The following is a 23,780-nucleotide window of genomic DNA, read 5'->3' on the forward strand; positions in this document are numbered from 1 at the left end:
CTCACTTATTTAGTTGACGGAGCAAAAACAGAAGCGTTTACTGAATTGGCAACGGCATAGTTACTATCTTCTAGCTGACCGCAACCTCTAACAATAAATACATGGCAACTAATATTACTGCCGCCTATAACGTTACTAGAGCCTACACAAGGCTGCTCTCTCACAAAAGCAGCTCTAGACCAACTATTAACCTTAGGAGTATCAGCATAATTACCTTCAGCCGTATGTTGTGTCCCCTGTGTAAGTCCATCTTTAGTGAGGCGCCTATTTGTCCATGTTGCGTCTTCAAAACAACTTAATTCTTGTACTTCTAAGTCTAGTAAGGTTCCCGCACGGGCATCCGACAGAGGGTCATTCAAATCATCATCACTAAGAATAACTTCATCTTCAGACTCAAACATCACCCCAGCAATGGCTGACTCTGCAGCATCAAAGGCCAACGATCGACTTTGCATTGATGACGCCATTTTACTTTGCATCAAACTACTTGATACAGAGGACACACCTAAAATGGTCATGCTCATTAGTATCAAAAGAGCAAAAACCATTACCATGCCAGTTTGCTTTGTTATAGGTACATAATTCATATATTTCTACTTCGAATAAAGTTTTTGCTGTTACGCAATGTGATAGTGGTTTCAAATTGTTTATAAAGCCTTTGCTCTGTTGGCTGTATTGCTTCCTCACTAAACAATTTAAAAGAAGGAACGGGATCAATTAATACTTCGGAATCGGCTTTCAATAAAATAGCCAAACGAATAGCGACCACTTGTGCTCCAGATGCTTTTTCAGTAGCCAAGGTATCAGCATCAATAAACTTAACTGGTCGTGCTGTATTGTCTTGTGAAGCTAAAGTATCGGTGACGCCATATTGAACCTGAAAGCTATATACATCATCCAAGATAGAGTATGGAGCGTCTGTAGCTACTGAGCTTTTAAGGCCTCTTAACACTCTACCGTCATACCCTTTACATTTAAGAATATTGTTTTCGACGAAATATTCATTTACTACATAAAACTCTTCATCAGCTAAGTAACTATGTTTACTTGCTCGGCAATCTTGCAATCCTTGAAAGCCTACCATTAATGTATCATTTGCGCCGCTAGCGCCTTCTTTAGAGCCTTTGGTTGCATCAGTGACAAAATCTCCAACGGCAATCACAGGGTTATTCTGAACAAAAGCGGACTCTACAACAGTGTCTACATCAGCATTTAAGGTTGGCTGCAGGGTGTCATAACGTCCTGTCATTAATAACTCATTTCGCATTCTAGAGATAATAAAGCGACCATTTTCTTGAGCCGACCCCACCGCCCTATTCAATCGTTCAGTCATATTATTACTAATCATTATTTGGATAATAGCTGAAGAAATAATTAACCCGAGAACAAGCGCGATCATTAACTCGATTAAACTAAAACCAGCTTGTTGACGATGAGTTATCACAGGGTTACCTCTATCATGACACAGTCATGGGGGGTGGTTTTATCTGTATTACAATCACTATTTAAGGTGCGATCAATGTTTTGCCAGTTCTCAACCGGCCAAGTTAGCTTCACAACATGCTTAGAGCCAACACTGCAGGCCGCAGTATCGCCATTGTTATTGTCTTCACAACTTAAAGAAATCTCTAAATCAGGGTTTGCTGCAACAGCAGAGCATGACACTTCATAACCATCAAACTCAGCCACTTCTGCCTGACTACAACTAGTGGTATTACAATTAGGAATATCAGAAGGTCTCTCGAGACAATAACACTCATGGGGGAGTCCAGAAGAACAACTCAGGGTAGCAAAATTGTAGATATCAGAATCAAAATAAGTGTTATCTACGATTAAACCATTCCCTACAGCTGAAAAAGTTGCATTTGCCCTCAACCTTTCAGTTAATTGCTGAGCGACTAAAACGGATTGCGAGCGGCTTAAGGCCTCTGAATTTGTAAAAGATCCAACAAATTGTAAATAGGCTACGCCCAATAAACCAACGGATAATATAAACAAAGTTACCAGTACTTCGATCATACCGACGCCATATTGGGTTTGTTTAATCTTTGCCATTCGTTTGTATTTCACAATCCACTCTCAAGGTTAAAAATAAAAAAACACTAGGTTAGTTAACTTGCGTTAATACATATTAACTAAATAATCTTGAACAAAAGTTATGAAGAGGTAATGAAAGGTATAAAATTTAGATGCATTAAAAATCTACAGACTCAAGAACAATCACGCACCTTTGTATATTATTCATGAATACCAAAGAAACTTAAGGGGCTGCACGTAAGCTTGAAGACTCATATAATGTATGAAAGCTCCTTGCCATTGGGACTGGGATCACCACGCCTGAAAGAACAAAATTTTTATTTTCCCCGGCTAAATCTATCCAGTCGATAATAACATTTGTAGCTTTGAGATCAGGAAACTGAGGGGCTGGCTGTGGAAAGCCTATACTGCTACTTTGAACCCACTTGTCGGCTAGCCCATCAAAATCACTATCAATATAATAGTAGTCAATAACTTGCCAACTAGTCGTAAATGAGTGGCTGTGCCCCATTTTAGGTGATAGTAAAACATCTCTACTACCAAAAGGGATTTCACCTCCTTTATTATTACTTACATGTACATAACTTAAGCCTGAGCCATTCAGTTGTTCAAAGAATTGCAAATCCGCCAACTTATCTACTGCAAGTCGAGTGGCCACCTTGCGTAATTGTAAATTGGAATTATTAACTACATATTCACTTTGTAAGCTAACGTAACCGGTGACGCCTATAACTATCACAAGTGAAGCAACCAATACCTCCACCAGCGAAAAACCATTCCGTATGCCCATTAAGCCCCCTAAAAATTATGCCAACTGCCAGGTACTTTAGCTAACATTTGTAAGCTATCTGCTGCGACTAACGCACTGGCTACCTGCTGCTCGTAAATCACACGAGTAACAGAGTTATAGGTACCTAATGGGTGATTTGATATCAGCGCTCCACGAATAAAAGCTCCAGAATGCATGTTTACTACTAAATTAATCCCAGAATCATTTGAGCGAAAGGAGCAAACCAAACCATTCACGATAGAATTATCTAAAAAGTTAATGTGCCCATCCATCACGACTAGTACAACAGGGTTAGTTACACTTCCCACCTCAATATTAAAATCTAATTCGCAATCTCCTTCTATCCAAATAACCCCATAGCTTTTGTTGTCTAGTTGCTCGCAGTCAGAAAATACAAATTTAGCTTCTGACTTTAATTCAGAGAGTTCCTCAGTCTCTATATTGAATAGGTATTCAGACAAACTAGAAGGGAAATTAACAGATGACTCAATCACATCATTGGATTTTCCTGACTCTTTAGAAAGGGCCATATTTAAACAATCACCCTTATCAAAATCAGCTTTTAAACAAGTATGATGCTTACTAGTTACGAAACTAATAGACGCATCAGACCATATACTCAAATGCTTCCCTGAACCTAACCCATCAGGGTTAGCAACAACTTCAAGCTCTCCCTCACTGGTGACCCCACCTTTTACAATTATTGGTGAAATGGGAGAGTTGAACACCATAGGATAAATCATGACTTGCTCACGGGTTTGCGCCGTTGCCAATCCATCTGGAGATTGGCCATTAGCAGTCAAGGTAATTAATTTTTTGCCATTAGTGAGTACTTCTACATTACCGTAAACTGAGGTATATGCTTCAGAGATAATCGCTGTGTTTGATATGGACTTAACCAGAGCTTTATCTGTATTTAAACGTGCAATAACTCTTAGTAAAATTTCTTCTGATTTAGCTTTTGCTAAAATTTGGCTTTGTTCATTAACAATAATTTTATGTTCAAAGTTTTGTACCTTACCAGTGTAGAGCGTAACTAAGCTTATGATAACTAATAGCAAGGTAACGGTTAATAACACGATGGCCCCCCGCTGTTTTGCTGATCTCATGATGTAACTAATCATAATTCTTAATACTGACAATGATGTCTGCGCTATAGGAAATATCAGGATCGTTTACCAGTTCAGCAGCTATCTTAATAGTCACTCTATTTTGTTCTATATATTGCGTATTGAGTTTTTGTGAGACAAAACTCAGAGTGTTTATTTTAATGAGTGAAGGGTCAGTTAAGTCTTGCCATCCAGCTTTATCACAGCCTAGGCCATCAATTCTCATTTCAATAGCATTATCTCTAAGGCGATATCCATAATTTTCATTAGTATTTACAACATCCAACTTACCATTTTTATTCCTATCATAAGCAAAAGTAATACAGCTATTAGCAGGCTCTTTATCGTAATGCTTAAAGCGTACCGAATGGTGAAAGGGGTTACTAAAGTTGATTGGATCTTCTAATAATTCTTTCGTTAGTGCTTGATAACCTGCCCTTGCCAAGTCTTGCCCGAGCACGGCTAACACAGCATTTATTTCTGCGTTCAAACGAGACTTAATCATCAACTGGCTATTTAAGGCAATACCATGCCCTACCAGTGAAGACATAGCCGTCATAGAGGCAAACCCTAAGGCAATTGAAATCATTAACTCCACTAAACTACTGCCGTTTTGAATTGACCTTTGTTTTAGCATTTCTTATAGCCTCCCCAATGGTTATCCACAGAGCATATTCGTACCCTTCCCATATTACTTAAAATTAACTTTAGCTTATTGATCCCATCTGAAAACACCAGCGAGCCCGCATTCCCTATAGAAAGCCCCCTGGCCCCGTCAAAAGTCGTCAGGTGTAATTTTCCAAACTTTAGCTGGTCCATTGTAATAAAAGCAAAGTCATGAGCCTTGACCGAATAATCAACTTCATCAATTAAGCACTGATTTAAAATTAAACAATCACATTCCCCAGCTTCACTTAAGGCCATACACCACTTATCTCCTTCTCTAAAGGAAATAGAGATATCTACTCCTTTTGCGATGGCAAATGAGCGGGCTTTTTGAAATGCGAAATATGCAGTCTCTGCTGCACCTTTTAACTGCAAGCTCTTTTGAGTGTTATTGAAACTTGGCGCCCCAATGGTCACAAGCAAGGTAAGTATTGAAAGAGAAACGAGTAACTCGAGAAGTGTTAAACCCTGATATTTGAACATAATAAGTATCCGTACTTAGCAGTTATGTAAAACAAGCCTATAATTTATATCAATCCATTAATTGAGATTTTAGTCCAATCTAAAAAAAAGACATAACGAAGGAACGCTAATGTCCATAAATCACCTAAATAATCAGCTTCCCAAAACTAGCTTTTTAACGACCTCAATAGGCATGACATTACTAGAACTTATGTTTGTTGTGGCAATTATTGGGGTAATGGCAACGCTGGTTTTCCCTTCATTTAAGAACCAAATTCTCTCTTCTAGAAGAGGTGAAGGGGTAACTCAGTTATTACAGTTGAAAATCCAACAAGAGGCGTATAGATTGGAAAACATTAGCTACGCATCTACTGCAGAGCTTAGCCTTCCAGTTAGTGAATATTATAAATTTAGTGTGAGTAATGAATCTGCGACAAAATATAAATTAACTGCAACCGCCATCAACAGCCAAAAAGAAGACACTAAATGTTTAAATTTTAGTATTGATCAATCTATGCAAAAAACACCCGAGGAGTGCTTTTAGATTACTTGTTTAACTCTTAACTCTTTAGGTACAGCAAATTCGATATTCTCTTCTCGACCCGCTCTTTCAGTTGCGCTGGTTGCTCCCCACTCTTTCAATCTGTCGACAACACCTTGAACTAACACTTCAGGAGCAGAAGCACCGGCAGTAATACCTATGTTTTGAGTGTTCTCAAGCCATTCTTTTTGAATGCAATTGGCATCGGCAATTAAATGCGCTTTAGCGCCGATTTTCTCAGCCAACTCTCGTAAACGATTTGAATTAGAGCTATTTTGTGCTCCAACCACTAACAATAAATCACAATCAGCTGCCAGCTCTCGAACCGAGTCTTGACGGTTTTGAGTGGCATAGCAAATATCATCTTTACGAGGTCCATCTATAGCGGGAAACTTAGCTCTAAGTGCATCAATGACATCTGCAGTATCATCAACAGACAAAGTAGTCTGACTGCAATAGTATAGTTGAGACTTATCTTTAACCTGCAAACCTGCCACATCAGCAGCAGACTCAACTAGATAAATACCACCATCTGGGTTTGCATACTGCCCCATGGTCCCCTCCACCTCAGGGTGTCCATGATGTCCAATTAAAATACACTCTATACCTTTTTGACTCGCTCGCATAACTTCCATATGCACTTTAGTAACCAAAGGGCAAGTAGCATCAAAAACTTTTAAGCCCCTTGAAGCAGCTTCTACCCTCACGGCTTGGGATACACCATGGGCAGAAAAAATAACAATACAGTCATCAGGTACTTCAGACAATTCATCAACAAACACAGCGCCACGCTCTTTCAAGCCGTCAACAACAAATTTATTGTGAACCACTTCGTGGCGCACAAATATCGGTGCTGGAAACATTTCTAGAGCTCTTTCAACAATAGTAATTGCTCTATCAACACCGGCGCAAAACCCTCGTGGATTAGCTAAATGAATGTGCATGGTTTTACCTCAATAAATCGCCAATCTTGCTTAATTGACTGTTAATATTTCTACGTCAAAGGTTATAACTTGTCCTGCTAGAGGATGATTAAAATCAACCGTTACTGACTCTCCAGTCACTTCTCTAACAATACCTGGTAACTCACTGCCATCAGGCTGCGTAAAGGCAATTATCATACCTTCTTCTGCTGGGGTGTCCGCACCAAATTTACTTCGCTCTAAATGATGGATATTATCTGGATTCGGCATCCCAAACGCATCATTTGCTTCAAGCGTAAAAGACTTCTTTTCACCAGCCACCAAACCTAACAAACAAGCTTCAAAATTGGCTGTTAAGCTGCCGTCTCCCATGACTAACTTTGCTGGCTTATCATTAACTCTAGTGCTATCTGCAGCAGAGCCGTCAGCAAGCTTCAAATCAAAATGAAGCACCACTTCACTGCCCTGAGTTATGGCATTGTTTCCGCAATCAGACATTTTTATCCTCTTTATTCTTGAACATATCGATGAGCAATAATAAAGCTCCAAGACATATTGCACTGTCAGCTATATTAAAAGCAGGCCACTGCCAAGTCTCATAATACAACACTAAAAAATCAACCACATAACCTAACACTAAACGATCGTAAGCATTTCCTAAGGCCCCACCGACTATTAAACTAAAAGCCACTGGTATTAAAACTTGTGGTTTAGTTGTTTGTTTTAACCACCAAAGTACTAAGGCACTTACAGCGAAAGCAACTAATGTAAAAAACCAGCGCTGCCACCCGCTAGAATCGTTTAAAAAACTAAAGGCAGCGCCATAGTTGTATACGTGAGTTAGATTAAAAAAGGGCAATATTTGTATTGCCTGGTACAAGTCTATATCTCGAAGAATCAATGCTTTGGTATATTGGTCAAGCCCAAACACCAAAACAGCGATCCATAGGAACCGCCAACCTGTTTGTGTAAACAGCTTAAGCATAAGAGCGAACTTCACCATCCCCTTCTACGTTATCGACACAGCGAACACACAACTCAGGATGATTGGCATCTTGGCCAACATCTTCTCTGTGATGCCAACATCGACTACATTTCTCAGCCTTTGATACTGCTACATCTACCCACAAACCAGAAAGTTCAGTCTCAGATGCTAAGCTAGGCGCTTCACTCACTTCTACAACATTTGCCCCTGAAGTGATTAAAACAAAACGTAATTCATCTTCTAGCTTTGATAATGTGGTAAATAAATCATGGGTAACATACAGAGTAACTTCTGCCTGTAAAGAACCTTTAATATTGCCTTCTTTACGGGTTGCTTCAATGCAACGATTGACTTCATTTTTAACTGTTAAAATTTTCTGCCAGAAATCATTATCAAACTCAGTGGATAAGGTTACTTCTTGTAGACCTTCATACCACTTACCAGTGAATACAAATTCATCTTGCTGCCATGGCATTTCTTGCCAAAGCTCTTGGGCTGTAAAGCTAGTAATAGGTGCCATCCAGCGAACCAAAGCCTCTATGATATGATATAGGGCACTTTGACATGAGCGACGAGCGTGACTGTCACTCTTGGCAGTATATTGTCTATCTTTAATGATATCTAAATAGAAGCTACCCAACTCTATTGAGCAAAATTGCATTAACTTTTGCGTGACCACTAACATGTCGTACTTTTCGTAAGCACTGATAATATCCTGTTGAATATCGTGCACACGGCCCACAACCCACTTATCTAGCTCAACCATATCATTAATGGCAACAAGGTCAGTCTTAGGGTCAAATCCATTCAAGTTTGCTAATAAAAATCTAGCTGTATTGCGGATACGGCGATAAGCATCAGCTGAACGATTTAATATTTCATCAGATACTGCAATTTCACTACGATAATCGGTGGAAGCTACCCATAACCGTAAAATATCAGCCCCTAACTTGCCGGTAACATGTTGCGGTGCAATGGTATTGCCAAGTGACTTTGACATTTTCTTACCATCACCATCAACAGTAAAGCCGTGAGTTAACACTTGTTTATACGGCGCCTTTCCTTTGGTGGCTACAGATGTCATCAAAGATGACATAAACCAACCTCTGTGTTGGTCAGAGCCTTCTAAATACAAATCTGCAGAAGCCGGAATATCGTCACGAGCATCAACCACAAAATAATGGGTTACCCCCGAATCGAACCATACATCTAAGGTGTCAGGAACTTTCACAAAGGTTTCAGCATCTTCTCCTAGTAATTCTTGAGTATCGATATCCCACCATGCTTGTATGCCTTTTTGTTCAACCAGCTTTGCAACCTGCTCGATTAATTCATCAGTACGAGGGTGTAAGTCACCGGTATCTTTGTGTACAAATAACGCAATAGGTACACCCCAAGTACGTTGCCTAGAAATACACCAGTCTGGTCGCCCTGCAACCATAGTTTCAATACGGCTCTCACCCCACTCAGGGATCCACTGAGTGTTATGTATTTCTTTAATAGACTCTTCACGTAAGCCATTTTTATCCATACTCACAAACCATTGTGGGGTAGCACGGAAAATAATAGGGGTTTTATGCCTCCAACAATGAGGGTAACTATGATTATAAACATGATGATGCAAGAGTGCGCCGTGCTCTTTTAACACTTCGACAACATGATCATTAGCTTTAAAGACATGTTCACCGGCAAACAATTCAGTACCTTCAAGATACACACCATTTGCACCAACAGGGTTCGCAACTTCTAGGTTATAATTTTTCCCAACATTAAAGTCATCTACACCATGGCCTGGTGCGGTGTGCACACACCCAGTACCTGATTCAGTCGTAACGTGATCACCTAAAATCACAGGTACAGTAAAATCATAAAAAGCATGTTTAAGTTTTTGAAGTTCTAAAGCTTCACCTTTAGATACCCCTAAAGTTTCAAAGGTATCAAAGCCAAAACGTTTCATGCAATCTGCGATTAAATCTGTCGCAATTATTAGAAGCTCAGAGCCGTTTTCTCCGGTGACTTTTACCAAGCTATATTCTAACTCTGGATGCACACATACAGCTCGGTTAGCAGGCATAGTCCATGGTGTAGTTGTCCATATAACAAAAGAAACATTTAGCTCATCACTTGATGCACCAAAAAGACTACTAACAGCATTAGGGTCTATTGCCTTAAATTTCACATCAATAGAGGGTGAGTTTTTATCTTGATACTCAACCTCAGCTTCAGCTAAAGCAGAGCCACAATCCGTACACCAATGGACTGGCTTGAAGCCTTTCTCTAAATGACCAGAGCGAACAATAAGGCCCAACTCTCGGATAATGTTAGCTTCAGACATGTAATCCATAGTTTTATATGGCTTGTCCCAATCACCTAAAACGCCAAGGCGGATAAAGTCAGCTTTTTGACCCGAAATTTGCTTTTCTGCGTAATCGCGACACTTTTGCCTAAACTCGGCAGCTGTCACTTTTTTGCCTGGTTTGCCTACTTTTTTCTCAACCATTAACTCAATAGGTAAACCATGACAATCCCAGCCTGGAACGTAAGGAGCATCAAAATCAGACAAAGTCTTAGACTTAACAATAATGTCTTTTAGAATTTTATTAACAGCATGACCAATGTGAATATCACCATTTGCATAAGGAGGACCATCATGCAGTATAAAAGGTGTCTTACCTTTTTTGGCTTCTCGAATTTGCTGATAAAGCTTCTTATCTGTCCATTGCTTGAGCATTTTGGGTTCGCGCTGTGCTAAACCTCCACGCATTGGGAAATCAGTCTCTGGCAAATTCAGGGTATGTTTGTAATCACTCATTGTTGGTTAAATCCAAATTGGTCAATGTAGTTAAAAATTAAAGCTTCTAAGAAACACCAAGTATAATTTTGGCTTCTAATGCATCTTTTTGTATTTGTTGATGAAGTAACTCAAACGAATCAAACTTCATTTCTTGTCTAATTTTGCGAACTAGCGCTACGGAGATAAATTTTCCGTACAAATTCCCGCTAAAACCAAACAGGTGTACCTCAAGTTGTGAGCGCTGTCCATTTACAGTTGGTCTGTGACCTATATTGGCCACTCCCATGTAACATTTATCAGCTACGTCCACTTTCACTGCATATACTCCATTCACTGGAGCCTTACAGCGCTTTAGTAATACATTCGCAGTAGGAAAACCTATGGTTCGCCCTTTTTTGTCACCATGTAATACTTTACCAGCAATACTAAAGGGGCGATTAAGCATTTGCTCTGCTAGGTCAAAATCATCATCTTGTAAGGCTTTTCTTATAGCCGTAGAACTAATACGGTCATCTGACACCTTAAAGCTTTGCGTGCTTACGACATCAAACTGATACTGTTTACCTTTTTGCTGCAGTAGCGCAAAGTCGCCTTCTCGCTCCTTTCCAAAATGAAAGTCATCACCGACAACTAAGTAGCGAATATTCAACTTCTTCACTAACAAGTCTTCTACAAAAAATTGAGGGCTATAATTAGCGAAGGCACGATCAAACTTGACACACAGCAAACGGTCTACCCCAAGATGTTTAAGCTGAATATATTTATCTCGCAGTAGACTGAGTCTTGCAGGGGCCTTATCTGGTGTAAATAGTTCTTCAGGTTGGGGCTCAAAGACCAAAACAGTGGCGGGTAAACCTAATTTATTTGCTTTATCTACCACTTGTTTAAGCACAGCCTGATGCCCTAAATGCACACCATCAAATTTTCCAATGGTGAGCACGCAACCTTTATGTCTTTCACGTATGTTGTGTATACCGCGGATTAGTTCCAATTCACGTCTCTAACTTGCATGCCTGGCGCCTAAAAGCGACCGCACCGAAATTATTAAAAGCGCGGATTATAACTGACTAGCCAATGATTGAAAGCGATTAGAGGCAGGAATTCTGGTTTTTAATGAAGTCACCTCAATAAAACAACAAAACTCACCACCTACAAGCACCTGATTACAAAATCATATACCTAGTAATACCTTCTTCTATGGAGTTATAAAACTCTTTTTTCTAACCCCCATAATTAGCAATGAAGTTGCAAAAACAAGGCCTCCAATTATGACCAATTTAGCTAGGGTCATAACCTTAATAGCAATAGGAAAGGTTAACCATGTATCAACTGGCGGAATGATATATACAATGGTAACCGCCATTATATCGCTGGCTATCACTATTTTAAAAATCAATAGCAACGACCCTAATGACATTCTATAAACGTTTTTCTTGTGTAAGGCTGCATACAACAACATAGCGTTCATAAAAGCAGAAAGCGAAGTAGCCATAGCCAAACCTACAAAATCAAAAGGCCAAACAAGTACTAAATTAAACAGCATATTTGCTGCCATACACCAAATGCCAAACTTCACTGGGGTTTTAGTGTCTTGTCTAGAATAAAAACCTGGGGCCAATACTTTTACCAGCATAAAACTTAGTAACCCAAAGGAGTAAGCCATTAAACTGTGAGACGCTTGAGTTGCATCAAAGGCCGTGAATTCCCCCCTTTGGAAAATAGTAAGTAGCATAGGCTCGGCAAGTATAAATAACCCAGTGGCAGCCGGAATACCTAATAAACAAACCATTTTTACTGCCCAATCAATATTATTACTAAATGCTTTACTGTCATTTGTCACATGATTTTTTGACAAAGTTGGCAAAATAACAGTTGCGATAGCTATACCAAACAAACCTAAAGGAAACTCTAGAAGTCGATCCGAATAATACAACCAAGAAATAGCCCCTGTACCTAAAAAGCTAGCAATCATGGTATCTAACAATAAATTTATTTGTCCAACTGATACACCAAACAATGCCGGAACCATTAATGTCCGCACTTTGATCAAGTCAGGATCATTCCAACCCCATTGTGGCTTACTAATTAACCCGGCTTTAAATAAAAAAGGGAGCAGAAAAAGCAGCTGTAATAACCCACCAATGAATACTCCCCATGCCAAGGCGAAAGCAGGTTCTTCGAAGTGTGGGGACATAAAGATGGCACAACTAATAATTGCCACATTGAGCAATACAGGTGTAAATGCAGCCACTGCAAATTTATTTAAAGTATTAAGAACTGCCCCAGCTAAACCGGTCAAAGAGACGAACAACAAATAAGGAAAAGTGATTTTCAACATCCAAGAAGCCAATTCAAATTTTTCAGCTTGAGGTCCACCCTCCAAATAATCAATAAACCAGCCAGTGCCAAACAACGCAGCTAAAATCGGAGAAGCAATAACCCCAATAAGCGTTACTATGGTCACAATCACCCCTAAAGAACCGCTTACTTTTGCAATAAACTGTTTTAAATGCTCTTCATCTCCTTCATTTTTAACATCAGTTAGTACAGGAATAAATGCTTGGGCAAATGCACCTTCAGCAAAAAGTCTTCTTAAAAAGTTAGGAATTTTATTAGCGAATAAAAATACATCGGCATTAGCCCCCGCTCCCATCAAGTTAGCGATAACTGCATCTCTTACTAACCCAAGGATCCTCGAAAGGAATGTCATAAAGCTAACAATTAGCCCAGATTTAAATAACTTACGTGACAACCACTTAATTCCATTTTCCAAAAATATTATTATGCGTGAATTAGCATTACCAATCTACAAAATCTAATGACTAGACAAGATGTTCAACTAAGATTTCACTATAAAACTCCATTTCAAATGCTTAATGGACTTTTATAGTGAAATAACTCACTTGATAGACAGCTATTCATAGTTGTAAATTTATGAAATATAAGCACCACTTGGCTATGATTATCTCCCACTAAATTCAATCAAATTAGCAGCTGTTTGTTTTTGTATATAAATAGCTCAAAATTAATTGACATTCGGCAGCTTGTTCTCCATAATCCGCACCCTTGAATTTTGACTAGAATTTTTTGGGAGTTCCAACTTGGCTAACATCAAGTCTGCTAAGAAACGTGCAATACAGGCCGAAAAGCGTCGTCAACATAACGCTAGCCGTCGCTCAATGACACGTACATCTTTGAAAAAAGTAATTGCTGCTATCGCCTCTGGTGATAAAGAAGCAGCACAAGCTGCTTATTCAGCAGCAACCCCTTTGCTTGACCGTATGGCAACTAAAGGATTGATACACAAAAATAAGGCTGCTCGTCATAAGAGTCGTCTAGCGGCACAAATCAAAGCATTAAGCTAGGTTTGTTCGTATATTAAATTAAGCGCCTATGGCGCTTTTTTTGTATCTGAAAAACTGAAATTCTAAGTAAACATAGTAAAAATCATAAGTTAGACGCAGTTTAAGATTACCTCTCCCCTATCCCAATACTACAAGTTTTCCAACTCATTCAATTTAGACGTACTCATTTGCCACTGTTTAAGAAGGCTCATTATCTGTGAATCAAGGGGGGATTGAAGAAACAAATCCTCTGAGCTAACAGGGTGTTTAATTTCCATGGATTTACAGGTTAATGCCAACTGCTGAAGCCCAAACGTCTCTCGTAAAAAACGATTATGTTTACCATCTCCATGGGTAGTATCACCAATAATTGGGTGGTTAATATGAGCTAAGTGGCGCCTAAGTTGGTGTTTCCGTCCCGTTTTTGGCATTAGCTTTACCAATGAATATCGAGCCGTTGGGTATTTACTCACCTCGTAAGGCAGTTCAAAAGTATCTAATCGAGTGAAGTATGTCTGTGCACTTTGAGCTGGTTTATCTTGCTTCGCCATTTTATCTGCGATTTTATCCAACTTTTCTTTCAATGCGTAATCAATTACTCCTTCTTGTGGAGCAAAACCTCGCACAATAGCTAAATAGGTTTTACTAATCGTTTGCTGTGAAAATTGCTCACCTAATTTTCGAGCGATGTCTGAAGACAGCGCAAAAACGAGTACCCCAGAAGTAGGCCTATCAAGACGATGTACCGGAAAAACATGCTGTTCTATTTGATCCCTTAACATTTGCATAGCAAATTGAGTTTCATGTTTGTCAATCAAGCTACGATGCACTAAAAGACCTGATGGTTTATTAATGACAACAATATATTCATCTTGGTAAATCACGTCTAAGTGCACTTTAACTCCTCACAAACTCTGCAAACTTATTATCTATTTCAGCGAGAGCTTCCAATACATTACTAATAGAAGCTCGTCCTACAAAAGATTGTTCTGCGATCGGCATCAAAGACAAATTAACTGGTAATTCATTTTTTGAAATGACTATTGCCATCATTTTGGGAATAAATATAAACTGCAACCAATTTTCAAAGGGCATGTGATCACAAGCAAAAGGTAATTGACTCCCCAACGCAGCCTCAGATGGTGAAACGTCTGACCATAAATCACTAATGAGCATTTGTTTTTTTAATTTTTTAAGCAGAATTTCGACTTCTGAGTATCTACATGGCATGATCAATAATCTAATTGTTCGACTAAGCTTTTATCCAGAGTAAAAACTCCAAAGCTTACAATCTAATTCTAATTTCAAGTATAAGAATACCATGAGTCACATAAATACTATCAGTGAATTTTTATTGCACGCTGGCACCCAATGCCACGTGTTTGATATGGCAAGAGGCATAAAAGGCATAAGCTCCCAAGAGTTTCTAGAAATTGAAAGAGCTCAGGTGCCAGCTCCAAGACCTCGGCAGCAACATGCTTGGTTCGGACTCCTGTTCTTCAACAAGTCAGCCAGCAGCGAACACTATATTTGGTTTGTTAAATTACCACTGGATGAAAAAGGGCTTGTTATAGAAGCAGGTAGGCAGCAATTTTTACAAATCGTAGTCGAAGCATTAGGAGAAACCTTAAACAACGAAGCTAATCCGAATAATCAGCTACCTGATAACCCATTTACATTTGTACCAGGCCAGCAGCTCTTGGCGGACTTTAATAGCCTGTGTAAAGCCAAGTTAGAGCTGCCTTTCTCAGAACATTTAACAACCGCCCTTCAACATATCGAAAAGCCAGCTCAACAAGACTGGCGAGATATACCTTTGCAGGGTATTACAGACTTTTGTGCATCACTAAACAACCCAAACACTCAGGAAATATTTTTATCTAACTTTCAACATTTAGCACAACAGTTACAAATTGCGCTGTGCTCATCCCTTGAAAACCACCCTGTAAATGCAAAGCTAAGTGAATTCATTATTAACTGGGCTCAACAAGAGTCAAATAACTTGGATAAACTTCAATCCTCTTTACGAGCATTGAGTCAAAGCCAAGATAGCAAATCCCTTCATGCCTTCATTCTTTGTGTATTGAAAAGTGAAGCGGGAGAAAACCCAACTATTTTAATGCTAATAGCAGCAAGGCATTGGAAAGCGCTAGTTAACCAAGATATTTTGACAATATTTATTGAAGGTTTAGCAAAATGTGCACCTGAGTACTTTGGTGGACTTTATGCAGACTTAGTACAAATACCAGAAATTCGACAAGTTATGCTAAGCGTCCTCCGTTGGCCAGATAAAAGCCCTAACCTTACAACAGCTATTGGTAAAGTATTTGGACAATAACCCATCATGAACCTATATGACTTAATAATATTGATTTCTATACTAGGAGTATTTGCTTTATTTTGGCGAATCAGAGCAATATCTGAACAAGTAAAAATATCCTTGCAACAATATTGTGATAACCAAAATATGCAACTAATAAGTGTGGCGAGAAAGAAGACAAGAATAAAGAGCCATCACGGCAAACTTGATCTTCACACAGATTTTAACTTCGAGTTTTCTGGTAATGGAGAAGATAGCTATCAAGGAAATGTATCTATGATTGGTTTACGTTTAACTAAAATTGATACACCCGCATATAAAATAGATTAAAGCGAATGGGTGCCCAAAAATGAAAAAGGCATAACTTGAAGATCAAGATATGCCTTTTGGTAGAATTTTGAAGTTCCTTCTCAGCTATCCATTGCAAATTGTCCTAAAATCCATTTTCTACCCTTTCCATTACATCTCATTTTTCCTAATGAGCCACTCATCCTGAGTGTATCCTTTATCCCTTCCATCCCACAGTCCTTAGGGGCGCCATCCAAGCGTGTCCAAATCCCTATGAATGCCATCCAAAGCAAATCTACGTCATTGTATTCCTATCCCTCAGCTTTACGTCCTTTTAAAGCTCTCATCCTGAGCTCCAGTCCCTAAATATTGCAGCCTTGCAATATCTGCTTAGTCCCTTAGCAATCCAGTCTATCCGTATGTCTTCCTGACTCGTCGTGTTTCCTTGTGACGAGTTAAAGATAGAGGATTTAAGGATTTTAACTAGGAGCAAATCTGCAAAAAATAAAATATAAAGAAGTCTAACAAGAACAAATAAAAAATTATTGTTATAAAACAGTTGGTTAAATAACGCGTAGGTTAATGCTATTGGTAAATTGACGACTTATCTTACAAGCTTGTACGAAATATCTTACAAAGATATATCTAAATTCTTACACTGATTTTATGAGGCTTTTCTATGACGGAACATTAAGTGCCCATTAATATTACCGAAGGCTAATTCTTCAACCATAGAATAGTTTCCATCTTCAAAAAAAGATAAACATTTAGGTAAAGTCACATACATGCCTACACCTTCGCTCTCTTGGTCTTCTAACATGATCCCTTCTATTGCACTCATAAGTACGTGTCCTAACCCTGAGTGCTGATGATCTGGGTGTACTCCAATAAAAGACAACATATGATAATGCTTCGCTGGGACCCGCTCTCTAACCAGTGCTTCCTTTTCAATCATCTGCTTGGTGCCTAAATAACCTGCAGTTAACAACATCTTCAAGCGCCAATGCCAAAACCGACTAGGTTTTAATTGATTTTCAGGGGTAACCAAACATGTAACAGCTGTGAGCCTGTTATCTACAAACAATCCAATCATTGGCTGCCTTGCAGCCCAGAACGCATGTAACTCTTCTCTAATAGTGGAACGTAATCGAGACTCATACCCCTCTTTATTGTATTGGAAGATATCAACAAAGAGGGGATCATCATGATACGCTTGGTAAAGAATTGAGGCTGCTATTTTTAAATCTTCAGCAGTTAAGTACACAGCTTTAATGTTGCTAACTTCTTCTACTTGATTGTTTAACAAGGTACTCATGTTATGCCCCCATGCGTTTTTGATTACTCTACCTCAAACACCAAGACATGTTAAATAAATGTGACAAAAAAATTATTCCTAGCCAGAAGCTCTATATATTCATTAGCAAATATTACTCATTGATCATCTTATAAGCGCTATCTCCCCAGCCCACTAGTATTCCGTTTTTAAATATCAAAGGAGTGCACTCTTCTTTTGTAGTTACACCATCACTCTCTACTTTCTGAGTACGGTAATAAAGAACGCGGTAGCTATCCTCATTTGTTTTATAGAACTCATTAAAGTCCGCTGTCCCCATTGAACTTAGTATTTGTTCATAGCTAGTATTAGGTTGTAACTTTGCTATATGTTTACGGTTTTTTCTCTCACTGTCTTGCCAAGATGAAGAGTGTTTATAATCCCCATTTCCATCAACTGAGATAACGCAACCACTTAACACCAATGAAGAACACAATACTGTTGTAATAACCCATTTTTTCATTTTAAATTCCTTAGTCTGTTAATATATAAAAACAATGATTTACACTGATTATTCAAAAACAGAGCCAAACATATAACCCATTGTTTTATATAGAAATATCAAAAATCAGTAGGTAATTTGATAGGGTTTGCTTAGTGATTAAACTTAATATTTAGGAAATTTGACCAATTAAATGAGTAATATCGATTATATTATGAACCTTTGCCATGAGATCCACCATAAAGGGAAAACTCCTTCGGTGGCACTAATAAGAAGTTCAGCAGCAAGACCTTTACCCATACCTGAAGTAATACAAGCAATTAAGCATTGGAAAGCCAACCCTGAATACAAGCCAAGCCTTGTCAAATTTGAACCAGAGGAAAAGCCAGCAATTGAGCTATTGCTAGAACAAAGAGTGAGTCACTTAGAAAGGCAACTCGAAACTATCATGAATGAAATAGCGTTATTAAAAAGTAAATTTAACGAGTAAAATTTGGCTCCAAACTACTCAGAAAGGCGGCTAAATTGGGGGCTAAAACTTTTTTTGGTAACATACCTACCTGCTCTAACATAACCTCCCCAGATTGATTATCTAATGTAATAATAAAATCATCATCATCAGTCAAACCAAAAAATAAAGTAATTGGCTGCTTTAGCCTTCGTTTCATCAACACGTGCCCAACTAAATTTTGTTGTAATCGAATAAAGTCGTCATCATTCCAAGGTTGCAACAACTGCACAGTGTCTTCAGATATTTTAGCGTTTAAATTATCACTCCAATAGCCAGTATAAAAATCGACCAAGTCATTATGGATAGAAATATCTAATGCTTTCTCGATATCACTAAAGTCGCCTCCATCTGCACGTTTAATTGGTTCCCAAGGCACACTGTTGCCATCTTTTGCTGAGGACATGTAACATAAAGATGGCCACTGAGGATCATAGTCAATTGATAATAGCTCAGGATCTTTGGCTCCCTGCTCAAGATATTTTTCTATAAATTTTTCTAACGCTATTGATACCGAACTACCCATACTGCACCTAACTTTTTCAAACTAAGCCTAAATTTACCATTTTGAAGAATAAAAAACACATTGAGGTTTAGGTGCTATGTTTCATAATGTAGACTTTCGAAATAACAATCAGCAAAAAGAGTAACCGTGAATACACCTATTGATAAAGAAGCAACACTCGCTTCATTAGGTTTAGGAAAAAAAACTGAATACCTAGAGACATATACTCCGAGCTTATTACAACCAGTTCCCCGTAGTATGAATCGCGACGATTTAAACTTACCTAACCAATTGCCATTTCACGGTTGTGACAGATGGAATGGTTATGAATTGTCTTGGCTAAATCCAAAAGGTAAGCCTCAAGTAGCAATATTACAGTGTGACATACCCGCTACATCTGCAAACCTAATTGAATCTAAATCGTTTAAGTTGTACCTAAACAGCTTTAACCAGAGTAAATTTGAGTCTATTGAAGCCGTGCACCAAGCCATAACAATAGACTTGTCGAGTTGTGCTGGCGAAGAAGTAAAGGTAAAGGTTGCCCCACTTGAGGCATTCTCAAACTTAAGAATATCTAATTTTGTTTCATCGAATTTAGATAGCTTAGATATAGAGATTGATAATTATTTGATGGACAGCTCCAACCTTTTTTCTAATGGGGATATAGTTGAGGAAGATTTAAGCAGTAATCTTCTGAAATCCAATTGCCTTGTCACTAACCAGCCAGACTGGGGAAGCGTATTTATTCGATATGTAGGTCCCAAAATCGATCGAGAAGGTTTATTGAGATACTTAATTTCATTTAGGCAACACAATGAGTTTCATGAACAATGCGTAGAACGCATTTATTGGGATATCATGTGTTATTGTAAACCCTCAAAGCTTACCGTGTACGCTCGCTACACTAGAAGAGGCGGTTTAGACATAAACCCCTTCAGAAGCAACTTTGAAAACATTTATCCAGAACTAAGGCTTGCTAGGCAATAACAAAGCAACACTAATTTAGTGATAAACGCCCGCAACAACCGAAATATAAGGTGAGTATGAAAAGCATTCAATTAAATCCTGTAGGAGCAATGAGTCAGCTATCCCAACTAGAAGTAGATATGCTAAGCCAGTCTGCAGACAGTGAGCTTTATCAACTTTTTCGTGACTGTTGTTTAGCTGTTTTATATAGCGGAGCAGAAATTGACAACAGTGATGATATATTCTCACCTCATCCAGACTTTGCTGTTAACCTAATTATTCGCGAGCGAGGCGTTAAAGTGGAGTTGGTTAACCCTCCTGCCCATGCTTTTGTAGATGGAAAGCTAATTAAAGGTGTCCATGAACATATTTTCTCTGTGCTTAGAGATTTATTGCATATGGGCACCAAATATTCTGCTAAATCCTTTACTGAAAACCTTGAATCAAGCTACATCACACATAGCGTATTTGACATGCTACGCCATGCACAGGCAATTAAGAGTTCTGGTGAATTGAACCTAGTTGTATGCTGGGGAGGACACTCAATAGGTAGCACAGAGTATCAATACACTAAAGAAGTAGGCTATCAATTAGGGCTAAGGGAATTAAATATCTGTACCGGTTGCGGACCAGGAGCAATGAAGGGCCCAATGAAAGGTGCAACCATAGCCCATGCCAAGCAAAGATATAAAAACGGCCGATATTTAGGACTAACGGAGCCTGGCATAATCGCTGCAGAGCCACCTAATGCGATAGTTAATGAGCTTGTCATCATGCCTGATATCGAAAAGCGCCTCGAAGCGTTTTTACGGCTTTCCCACGCGATTGTTATTTTTCCAGGAGGAGCTGGCACAGCAGAAGAGCTACTTTACATCATTGGCGTCATGCTCAATCCTCAAAATTCAGAACAAGTGCTGCCCATCATTTTAACTGGACCAGAGCAAAGCAAATCATACTTTGAGGCCATAGACCACTTTATAGGGAAAACTCTTGGTAGTGAGGCTCAAAGTTTATACACAATAGTTGTAGGGGATGCAGCAAAAGTTGCCTATATGATAAAACAAAGCCAAAGCAACGTTAGGGAATATAGAAAGACTACTGGTGACTCTTATGACTTTAATTGGTCCTTAAAAATATCATCTGATTTCCAACTTCCCTTTGTTCCTGATCACGCCAGCATGTCAACTTTAAATCTTTACTTTAAACAGCCAAAAGCTGATTTAGCCGCTGCCTTAAGGAAGGTATTTTCTGGGATTGTTGCTGGAAATGTCAAATCAGAGGGAATACAGCTAATAAAAGACCATGGACCTTTTAAGCTTAATGGAGATACTGAGTTAATGGTCATGATGGATGAGTTATTGACGTCATTTGTAGAGCAACAGCGTATGAAGCTTCCAGGCTCAAAATACATTCCATGTTACGAAGTAAATACATAAAGTTAGTATGAATAGTCGGCTAAATTAACTAAAATCTAAGTTTAACTCTATGCAAATATAACGGAAATATTTGTATTATTCTGTTGATATAAAAATTAGAAAGAAACATATGAATAAAAAAATCGTAAATAGAATCGTAATGGGTGTATTTCTATATGGCATTTTTGTCGTCGCTGTAATAAACCTTTACCCCGATAAACCTGAGAATATGGGTTGGGAAGACCGAGAAGAATATAACAAAATCCAAATTTCAAAACTGGAGCTTGGGTTACAAAAACAGAATATTTTAGATCTTCTTGGGAGCCCTGATATCACCGAGGCCAAAAGAAATAACGATAAAGAGCTTCAAGTTATGTTTTACAGAACCCAACATATGCAAGCTGACGGCGTCACGACTCAAGATGAATGTACACCACTCCTATTTGTTAATAATGAATTAATTGCTTGGGGTGAAAGCGCCTATCAGTCATTTATTGACGGTTAATTAGGCATCTCAATACTGTTATGCCTAATAGCGACATTAAAGAACAGTATATTGGGCTAACAAAGCTTCTCAATTTATACAAAAATCAGAAACTTGATAAAGACATAGTTAAAGCAACCCATATATATTGCACTAGTCTATTTAGGTTAGCCCAAGAAAAACCAGACAAAATATTTGCTCAGCCAAAGCTTTATAAAAAGCAACTACCTTATTTAGTTAACGTCACATTTAATGCCTGTGTTTACACAGGTTTATTAGGGGTTAGAAATATGTTTGACCCTAGTCTTACTATACAACTAATGTGCGCTTCGTTAAGTATGTATGCCTTAGATCAAACTTTATCAAATAGTATTTACCACACACCTAAGCCTTTACCAAAAGCAGCTAAAGTTAAGCTTAAAGAAAAGCACTCTTCTTTTTTAACTCTATTGCAAAAGTTTAATTTAACTCCTTGGATAAGCGCCTTAAAATTATCAACACTTATACATAAGCCTAGCTCAACAATATTTACCCTTGAAAGTCCCATAATTAAAGTTACATACTTAGCTAATCGAATAGCGATTTTAATTACGCCAAATACACGATTTAAACATTGCACCTTTGCATCTGCACTTAAATACTTAGCATCAAGTTTACCCATGTCTTGGTACGATACCCTCACTCCATTGATGTTTTATCCAGGGCTTTTACCACCAGGCTCTTACATCAAACGAAAAAATGGCGATGTGTGCTTGGTTATTGCACTTACAGATTCATCATTAGTCACTCGCCTTGTAAAACCTGGCCCCAATCACAATCCCGTAAACCTAAACTCAATAATAAAAATTTTAACAACTGATACGCTTCACCCTTTCCCAGCCCAAGCTATTGCAAACTTAGATAAAGTAAATGAGTGGTGGGATGATAGGTTTGACGATTGGAAAAAAATACAGAAACACGAAAAGCACATTGAAGCCTTTCCAAAAGTACTACCGATTCAGCGAGCTCCAGCATCATTGTTAATTCTTCAAGATCAACTAAAACAGACAAACATAAATCAATTGGTAATAGAAAAAGCCATAGCAAGCGATCCATTTTATTCAGAGCATATATTGCGGACTGCAGGATCTAGTAATAGACAAAAGCAAAAAATACACACCATTAAACATGGGCTTGCCATGTTAGGTTTAGAAAATAGTGGCTACCTATTACAGCAATACTCACTCATTGCCCGCTTAAACCAAGAATACTTTCCCCTGCAAAAAAGCTTCTTAAGTTTTAGTCAATTAATGGCAAATATCGCAGGAGAATTAGCTTTTTTAGCAAAAATAAGTACTTCTGAAATGGCAAAGTCACTCTGCTATTTTGCGCTGTCAAGACTATTTAGCATGCCATCTTTTAGGCTGCTAACAGAATGGAAGCTTTCAAAGGAAAAAGCATTTAAGCTAGATAGCTTAATAAACAATAGTGAAAGTCAAACATTACATAAAGATGCTTTACTACTCGCAAAGTCTTGGCAACTTTCTCGCCAGTCATTAAGTAGTTTAGAGAAGCTAGGTAATATTCCTATTGTAAGCTCGGAGCCTGAAAAATTAGGTTACTTGTTAGGGTTAAGCTTAGTTATCGCACGAGAGATTTACTTTTCAGACTTCTGTGACGATATAGCCACAGTTAAGTTTCGAGACAAATCCCACTCTATATTGAAGATATCAAATCAAGACATACAACAAATCAAAGACAGAGTAATCACTTCCTCTGAAATCACTACTCAATTAAGAGCCAAACTAACTTAGCAATAGAATCATAAGATACTTTTAGCGCTCACTATGCAATAGAAAAAACCTAGGCACTCCAGATATACACTAATA

27 protein-coding genes are annotated in these 23,780 nt (G+C 38.4%); 9 read left to right on the forward strand and 18 right to left on the reverse strand.

Annotation, left to right across the window (positions count from 1 at the left end; translation table 11 throughout):
• Positions 1–5: 5 nt before the first annotated feature.
• The 7 genes from ACMUMK_RS11505 to ACMUMK_RS11535 form a co-directional block, all read right to left on the reverse strand.
• Positions 6–587, reverse strand: a complete 582-nt coding sequence (locus ACMUMK_RS11505; RefSeq protein ID WP_414701251.1) for a PilX N-terminal domain-containing pilus assembly protein — start codon at positions 585–587, stop codon at positions 6–8.
• Positions 584–1,444, reverse strand: a complete 861-nt coding sequence (locus ACMUMK_RS11510) for a PilW family protein (RefSeq protein ID WP_414701252.1) — start codon at positions 1,442–1,444, stop codon at positions 584–586. Before ACMUMK_RS11510 ends, ACMUMK_RS11505 begins: the two co-directional genes overlap by 4 nt.
• Complete coding sequence (locus ACMUMK_RS11515; protein ID WP_414701416.1) at positions 1,441–2,055, reverse strand: type IV pilus modification PilV family protein; 615 nt, start codon at positions 2,053–2,055, stop codon at positions 1,441–1,443. Before ACMUMK_RS11515 ends, ACMUMK_RS11510 begins: the two co-directional genes overlap by 4 nt.
• Before the next feature lie 205 nt (positions 2,056–2,260).
• Entirely contained in the window at positions 2,261–2,827 is a 567-nt protein-coding gene (locus tag ACMUMK_RS11520; protein ID WP_414701253.1) for a type IV pilus modification PilV family protein, read from the reverse strand.
• Positions 2,828–2,835: 8 nt separating this feature from the next.
• The gene (locus ACMUMK_RS11525; protein WP_414701254.1) at positions 2,836–3,906 is read right to left on the reverse strand and encodes a hypothetical protein; all 1,071 of its coding nucleotides are present in this window, start codon (positions 3,904–3,906) and stop codon (positions 2,836–2,838) included.
• A gap of 37 nt (positions 3,907–3,943) precedes the next feature.
• Complete coding sequence (locus ACMUMK_RS11530) at positions 3,944–4,573, reverse strand: prepilin peptidase dependent protein B (RefSeq protein WP_414701255.1); 630 nt, start codon at positions 4,571–4,573, stop codon at positions 3,944–3,946.
• Positions 4,567–5,085 (reverse strand): Tfp pilus assembly protein FimT/FimU, encoded by a 519-nt coding sequence (locus ACMUMK_RS11535; protein WP_414701256.1) that lies wholly within the window; start codon positions 5,083–5,085, stop codon positions 4,567–4,569. The genes ACMUMK_RS11530 and ACMUMK_RS11535 overlap by 7 nt, the downstream gene beginning before the upstream one ends.
• Before the next feature lie 109 nt (positions 5,086–5,194).
• Here ACMUMK_RS11535 and ACMUMK_RS11540 point away from each other — a divergent pair, with 109 nt between their 5' ends.
• Entirely contained in the window at positions 5,195–5,608 is a 414-nt protein-coding gene (locus ACMUMK_RS11540) for a type IV pilin protein (RefSeq protein ID WP_414701257.1), read from the forward strand.
• On the opposite strand, the gene ispH is transcribed toward ACMUMK_RS11540, so the two are convergent.
• The 6 genes from ispH to murJ all read right to left on the reverse strand — a co-directional run bounded on the left by ispH (position 5,605) and on the right by murJ (position 13,059).
• The gene (gene ispH, locus ACMUMK_RS11545; protein ID WP_414701258.1) at positions 5,605–6,549 is read right to left on the reverse strand and encodes a 4-hydroxy-3-methylbut-2-enyl diphosphate reductase; all 945 of its coding nucleotides are present in this window, start codon (positions 6,547–6,549) and stop codon (positions 5,605–5,607) included. The two genes, ACMUMK_RS11540 and ispH, sit on opposite strands and share 4 nt — an antisense overlap.
• A gap of 30 nt (positions 6,550–6,579) precedes the next feature.
• A complete protein-coding gene (gene fkpB / locus ACMUMK_RS11550) occupies positions 6,580–7,026 on the reverse strand; it encodes an FKBP-type peptidyl-prolyl cis-trans isomerase (protein ID WP_414701259.1) in 447 nt (148 codons plus the stop codon).
• Positions 7,019–7,513 (reverse strand): signal peptidase II, encoded by a 495-nt coding sequence (lspA, locus tag ACMUMK_RS11555; RefSeq protein ID WP_414701260.1) that lies wholly within the window; start codon positions 7,511–7,513, stop codon positions 7,019–7,021. Before lspA ends, fkpB begins: the two co-directional genes overlap by 8 nt.
• Positions 7,506–10,325 (reverse strand): isoleucine--tRNA ligase, encoded by a 2,820-nt coding sequence (ileS, locus tag ACMUMK_RS11560; protein WP_414701261.1) that lies wholly within the window; start codon positions 10,323–10,325, stop codon positions 7,506–7,508. The genes lspA and ileS overlap by 8 nt, the downstream gene beginning before the upstream one ends.
• A 46-nt stretch (positions 10,326–10,371) precedes the next feature.
• Positions 10,372–11,298 carry a bifunctional riboflavin kinase/FAD synthetase gene (ribF, locus tag ACMUMK_RS11565; protein WP_414701262.1) on the reverse strand — a complete coding sequence of 309 codons (927 nt, stop codon included), beginning with the start codon at positions 11,296–11,298 and terminating at the stop codon, positions 10,372–10,374.
• Between the two features lie 204 nt (positions 11,299–11,502).
• Complete coding sequence (gene murJ / locus ACMUMK_RS11570; RefSeq protein ID WP_414701263.1) at positions 11,503–13,059, reverse strand: murein biosynthesis integral membrane protein MurJ; 1,557 nt, start codon at positions 13,057–13,059, stop codon at positions 11,503–11,505.
• Between the two features lie 349 nt (positions 13,060–13,408).
• Between murJ and rpsT the strand changes: the two genes are divergently transcribed.
• Positions 13,409–13,672, forward strand: a complete 264-nt coding sequence (rpsT, locus tag ACMUMK_RS11575) for a 30S ribosomal protein S20 (RefSeq protein WP_414701264.1) — start codon at positions 13,409–13,411, stop codon at positions 13,670–13,672.
• A 128-nt stretch (positions 13,673–13,800) separates the two neighbouring features.
• On the opposite strand, the gene truC is transcribed toward rpsT, so the two are convergent.
• Together truC and ACMUMK_RS11585 are read right to left on the reverse strand one after the other, a co-directional pair.
• Positions 13,801–14,547, reverse strand: coding sequence for a tRNA pseudouridine(65) synthase TruC (gene truC / locus ACMUMK_RS11580; RefSeq protein WP_414701265.1), 747 nt, complete (start codon positions 14,545–14,547; stop codon positions 13,801–13,803).
• Position 14,548: 1 nt separating this feature from the next.
• Entirely contained in the window at positions 14,549–14,881 is a 333-nt protein-coding gene (locus ACMUMK_RS11585) for a YqcC family protein (protein WP_414701266.1), read from the reverse strand.
• 91 nt (positions 14,882–14,972) lie between these two features.
• On the opposite strand from ACMUMK_RS11585, the gene ACMUMK_RS11590 reads away from it, so the two are divergent.
• Together ACMUMK_RS11590 and ACMUMK_RS11595 are read left to right on the forward strand one after the other, a co-directional pair.
• On the forward strand, positions 14,973–15,989 hold the full coding sequence (locus ACMUMK_RS11590) for a DUF3549 family protein (protein ID WP_414701267.1): 1,017 nt from the start codon (positions 14,973–14,975) through the stop codon (positions 15,987–15,989).
• Between the two features lie 30 nt (positions 15,990–16,019).
• On the forward strand, positions 16,020–16,301 hold the full coding sequence (locus ACMUMK_RS11595) for a DUF3301 domain-containing protein (RefSeq protein ID WP_414701268.1): 282 nt from the start codon (positions 16,020–16,022) through the stop codon (positions 16,299–16,301).
• A gap of 622 nt (positions 16,302–16,923) precedes the next feature.
• Here ACMUMK_RS11595 and ACMUMK_RS11600 read toward each other — a convergent pair.
• Positions 16,924–17,574: a GNAT family N-acetyltransferase gene (locus ACMUMK_RS11600; protein ID WP_414701269.1), complete on the reverse strand. Its 651-nt coding sequence runs from the start codon at positions 17,572–17,574 to the stop codon at positions 16,924–16,926.
• A gap of 112 nt (positions 17,575–17,686) precedes the next feature.
• Positions 17,687–18,055: a DUF3192 domain-containing protein gene (locus ACMUMK_RS11605; RefSeq protein WP_414701270.1), complete on the reverse strand. Its 369-nt coding sequence runs from the start codon at positions 18,053–18,055 to the stop codon at positions 17,687–17,689.
• A 172-nt stretch (positions 18,056–18,227) separates the two neighbouring features.
• Between ACMUMK_RS11605 and ACMUMK_RS11610 the strand changes: the two genes are divergently transcribed.
• Positions 18,228–18,524 (forward strand): hypothetical protein, encoded by a 297-nt coding sequence (locus ACMUMK_RS11610; protein WP_414701271.1) that lies wholly within the window; start codon positions 18,228–18,230, stop codon positions 18,522–18,524.
• Here the strand turns inward: ACMUMK_RS11610 and syd are convergent.
• Positions 18,514–19,068 (reverse strand): SecY-interacting protein, encoded by a 555-nt coding sequence (syd, locus tag ACMUMK_RS11615; protein ID WP_414701272.1) that lies wholly within the window; start codon positions 19,066–19,068, stop codon positions 18,514–18,516. The genes ACMUMK_RS11610 and syd overlap by 11 nt on opposite strands.
• Positions 19,069–19,194: 126 nt before the next feature.
• Between syd and queF the strand changes: the two genes are divergently transcribed.
• The 4 genes from queF (at position 19,195) to ACMUMK_RS11635 (ending at position 23,705) form a co-directional block, all read left to right on the forward strand.
• Entirely contained in the window at positions 19,195–20,034 is an 840-nt protein-coding gene (gene queF / locus ACMUMK_RS11620; RefSeq protein WP_414701273.1) for an NADPH-dependent 7-cyano-7-deazaguanine reductase QueF, read from the forward strand.
• A gap of 56 nt (positions 20,035–20,090) precedes the next feature.
• Positions 20,091–21,449 carry a nucleotide 5'-monophosphate nucleosidase PpnN gene (gene ppnN, locus ACMUMK_RS11625; RefSeq protein ID WP_414701274.1) on the forward strand — a complete coding sequence of 453 codons (1,359 nt, stop codon included), beginning with the start codon at positions 20,091–20,093 and terminating at the stop codon, positions 21,447–21,449.
• Between the two features lie 109 nt (positions 21,450–21,558).
• On the forward strand, positions 21,559–21,933 hold the full coding sequence (locus ACMUMK_RS11630) for a DUF3192 domain-containing protein (protein ID WP_414701275.1): 375 nt from the start codon (positions 21,559–21,561) through the stop codon (positions 21,931–21,933).
• Positions 21,934–21,953: 20 nt separating this feature from the next.
• Entirely contained in the window at positions 21,954–23,705 is a 1,752-nt protein-coding gene (locus ACMUMK_RS11635; protein WP_414701276.1) for an HDOD domain-containing protein, read from the forward strand.
• Positions 23,706–23,780: the final 75 nt, after the last annotated feature.

It is taken from the genome of Paraglaciecola sp. 2405UD69-4 (genome assembly GCF_047525415.1).
GTDB lineage: Bacteria > Pseudomonadota > Gammaproteobacteria > Enterobacterales > Alteromonadaceae > Paraglaciecola.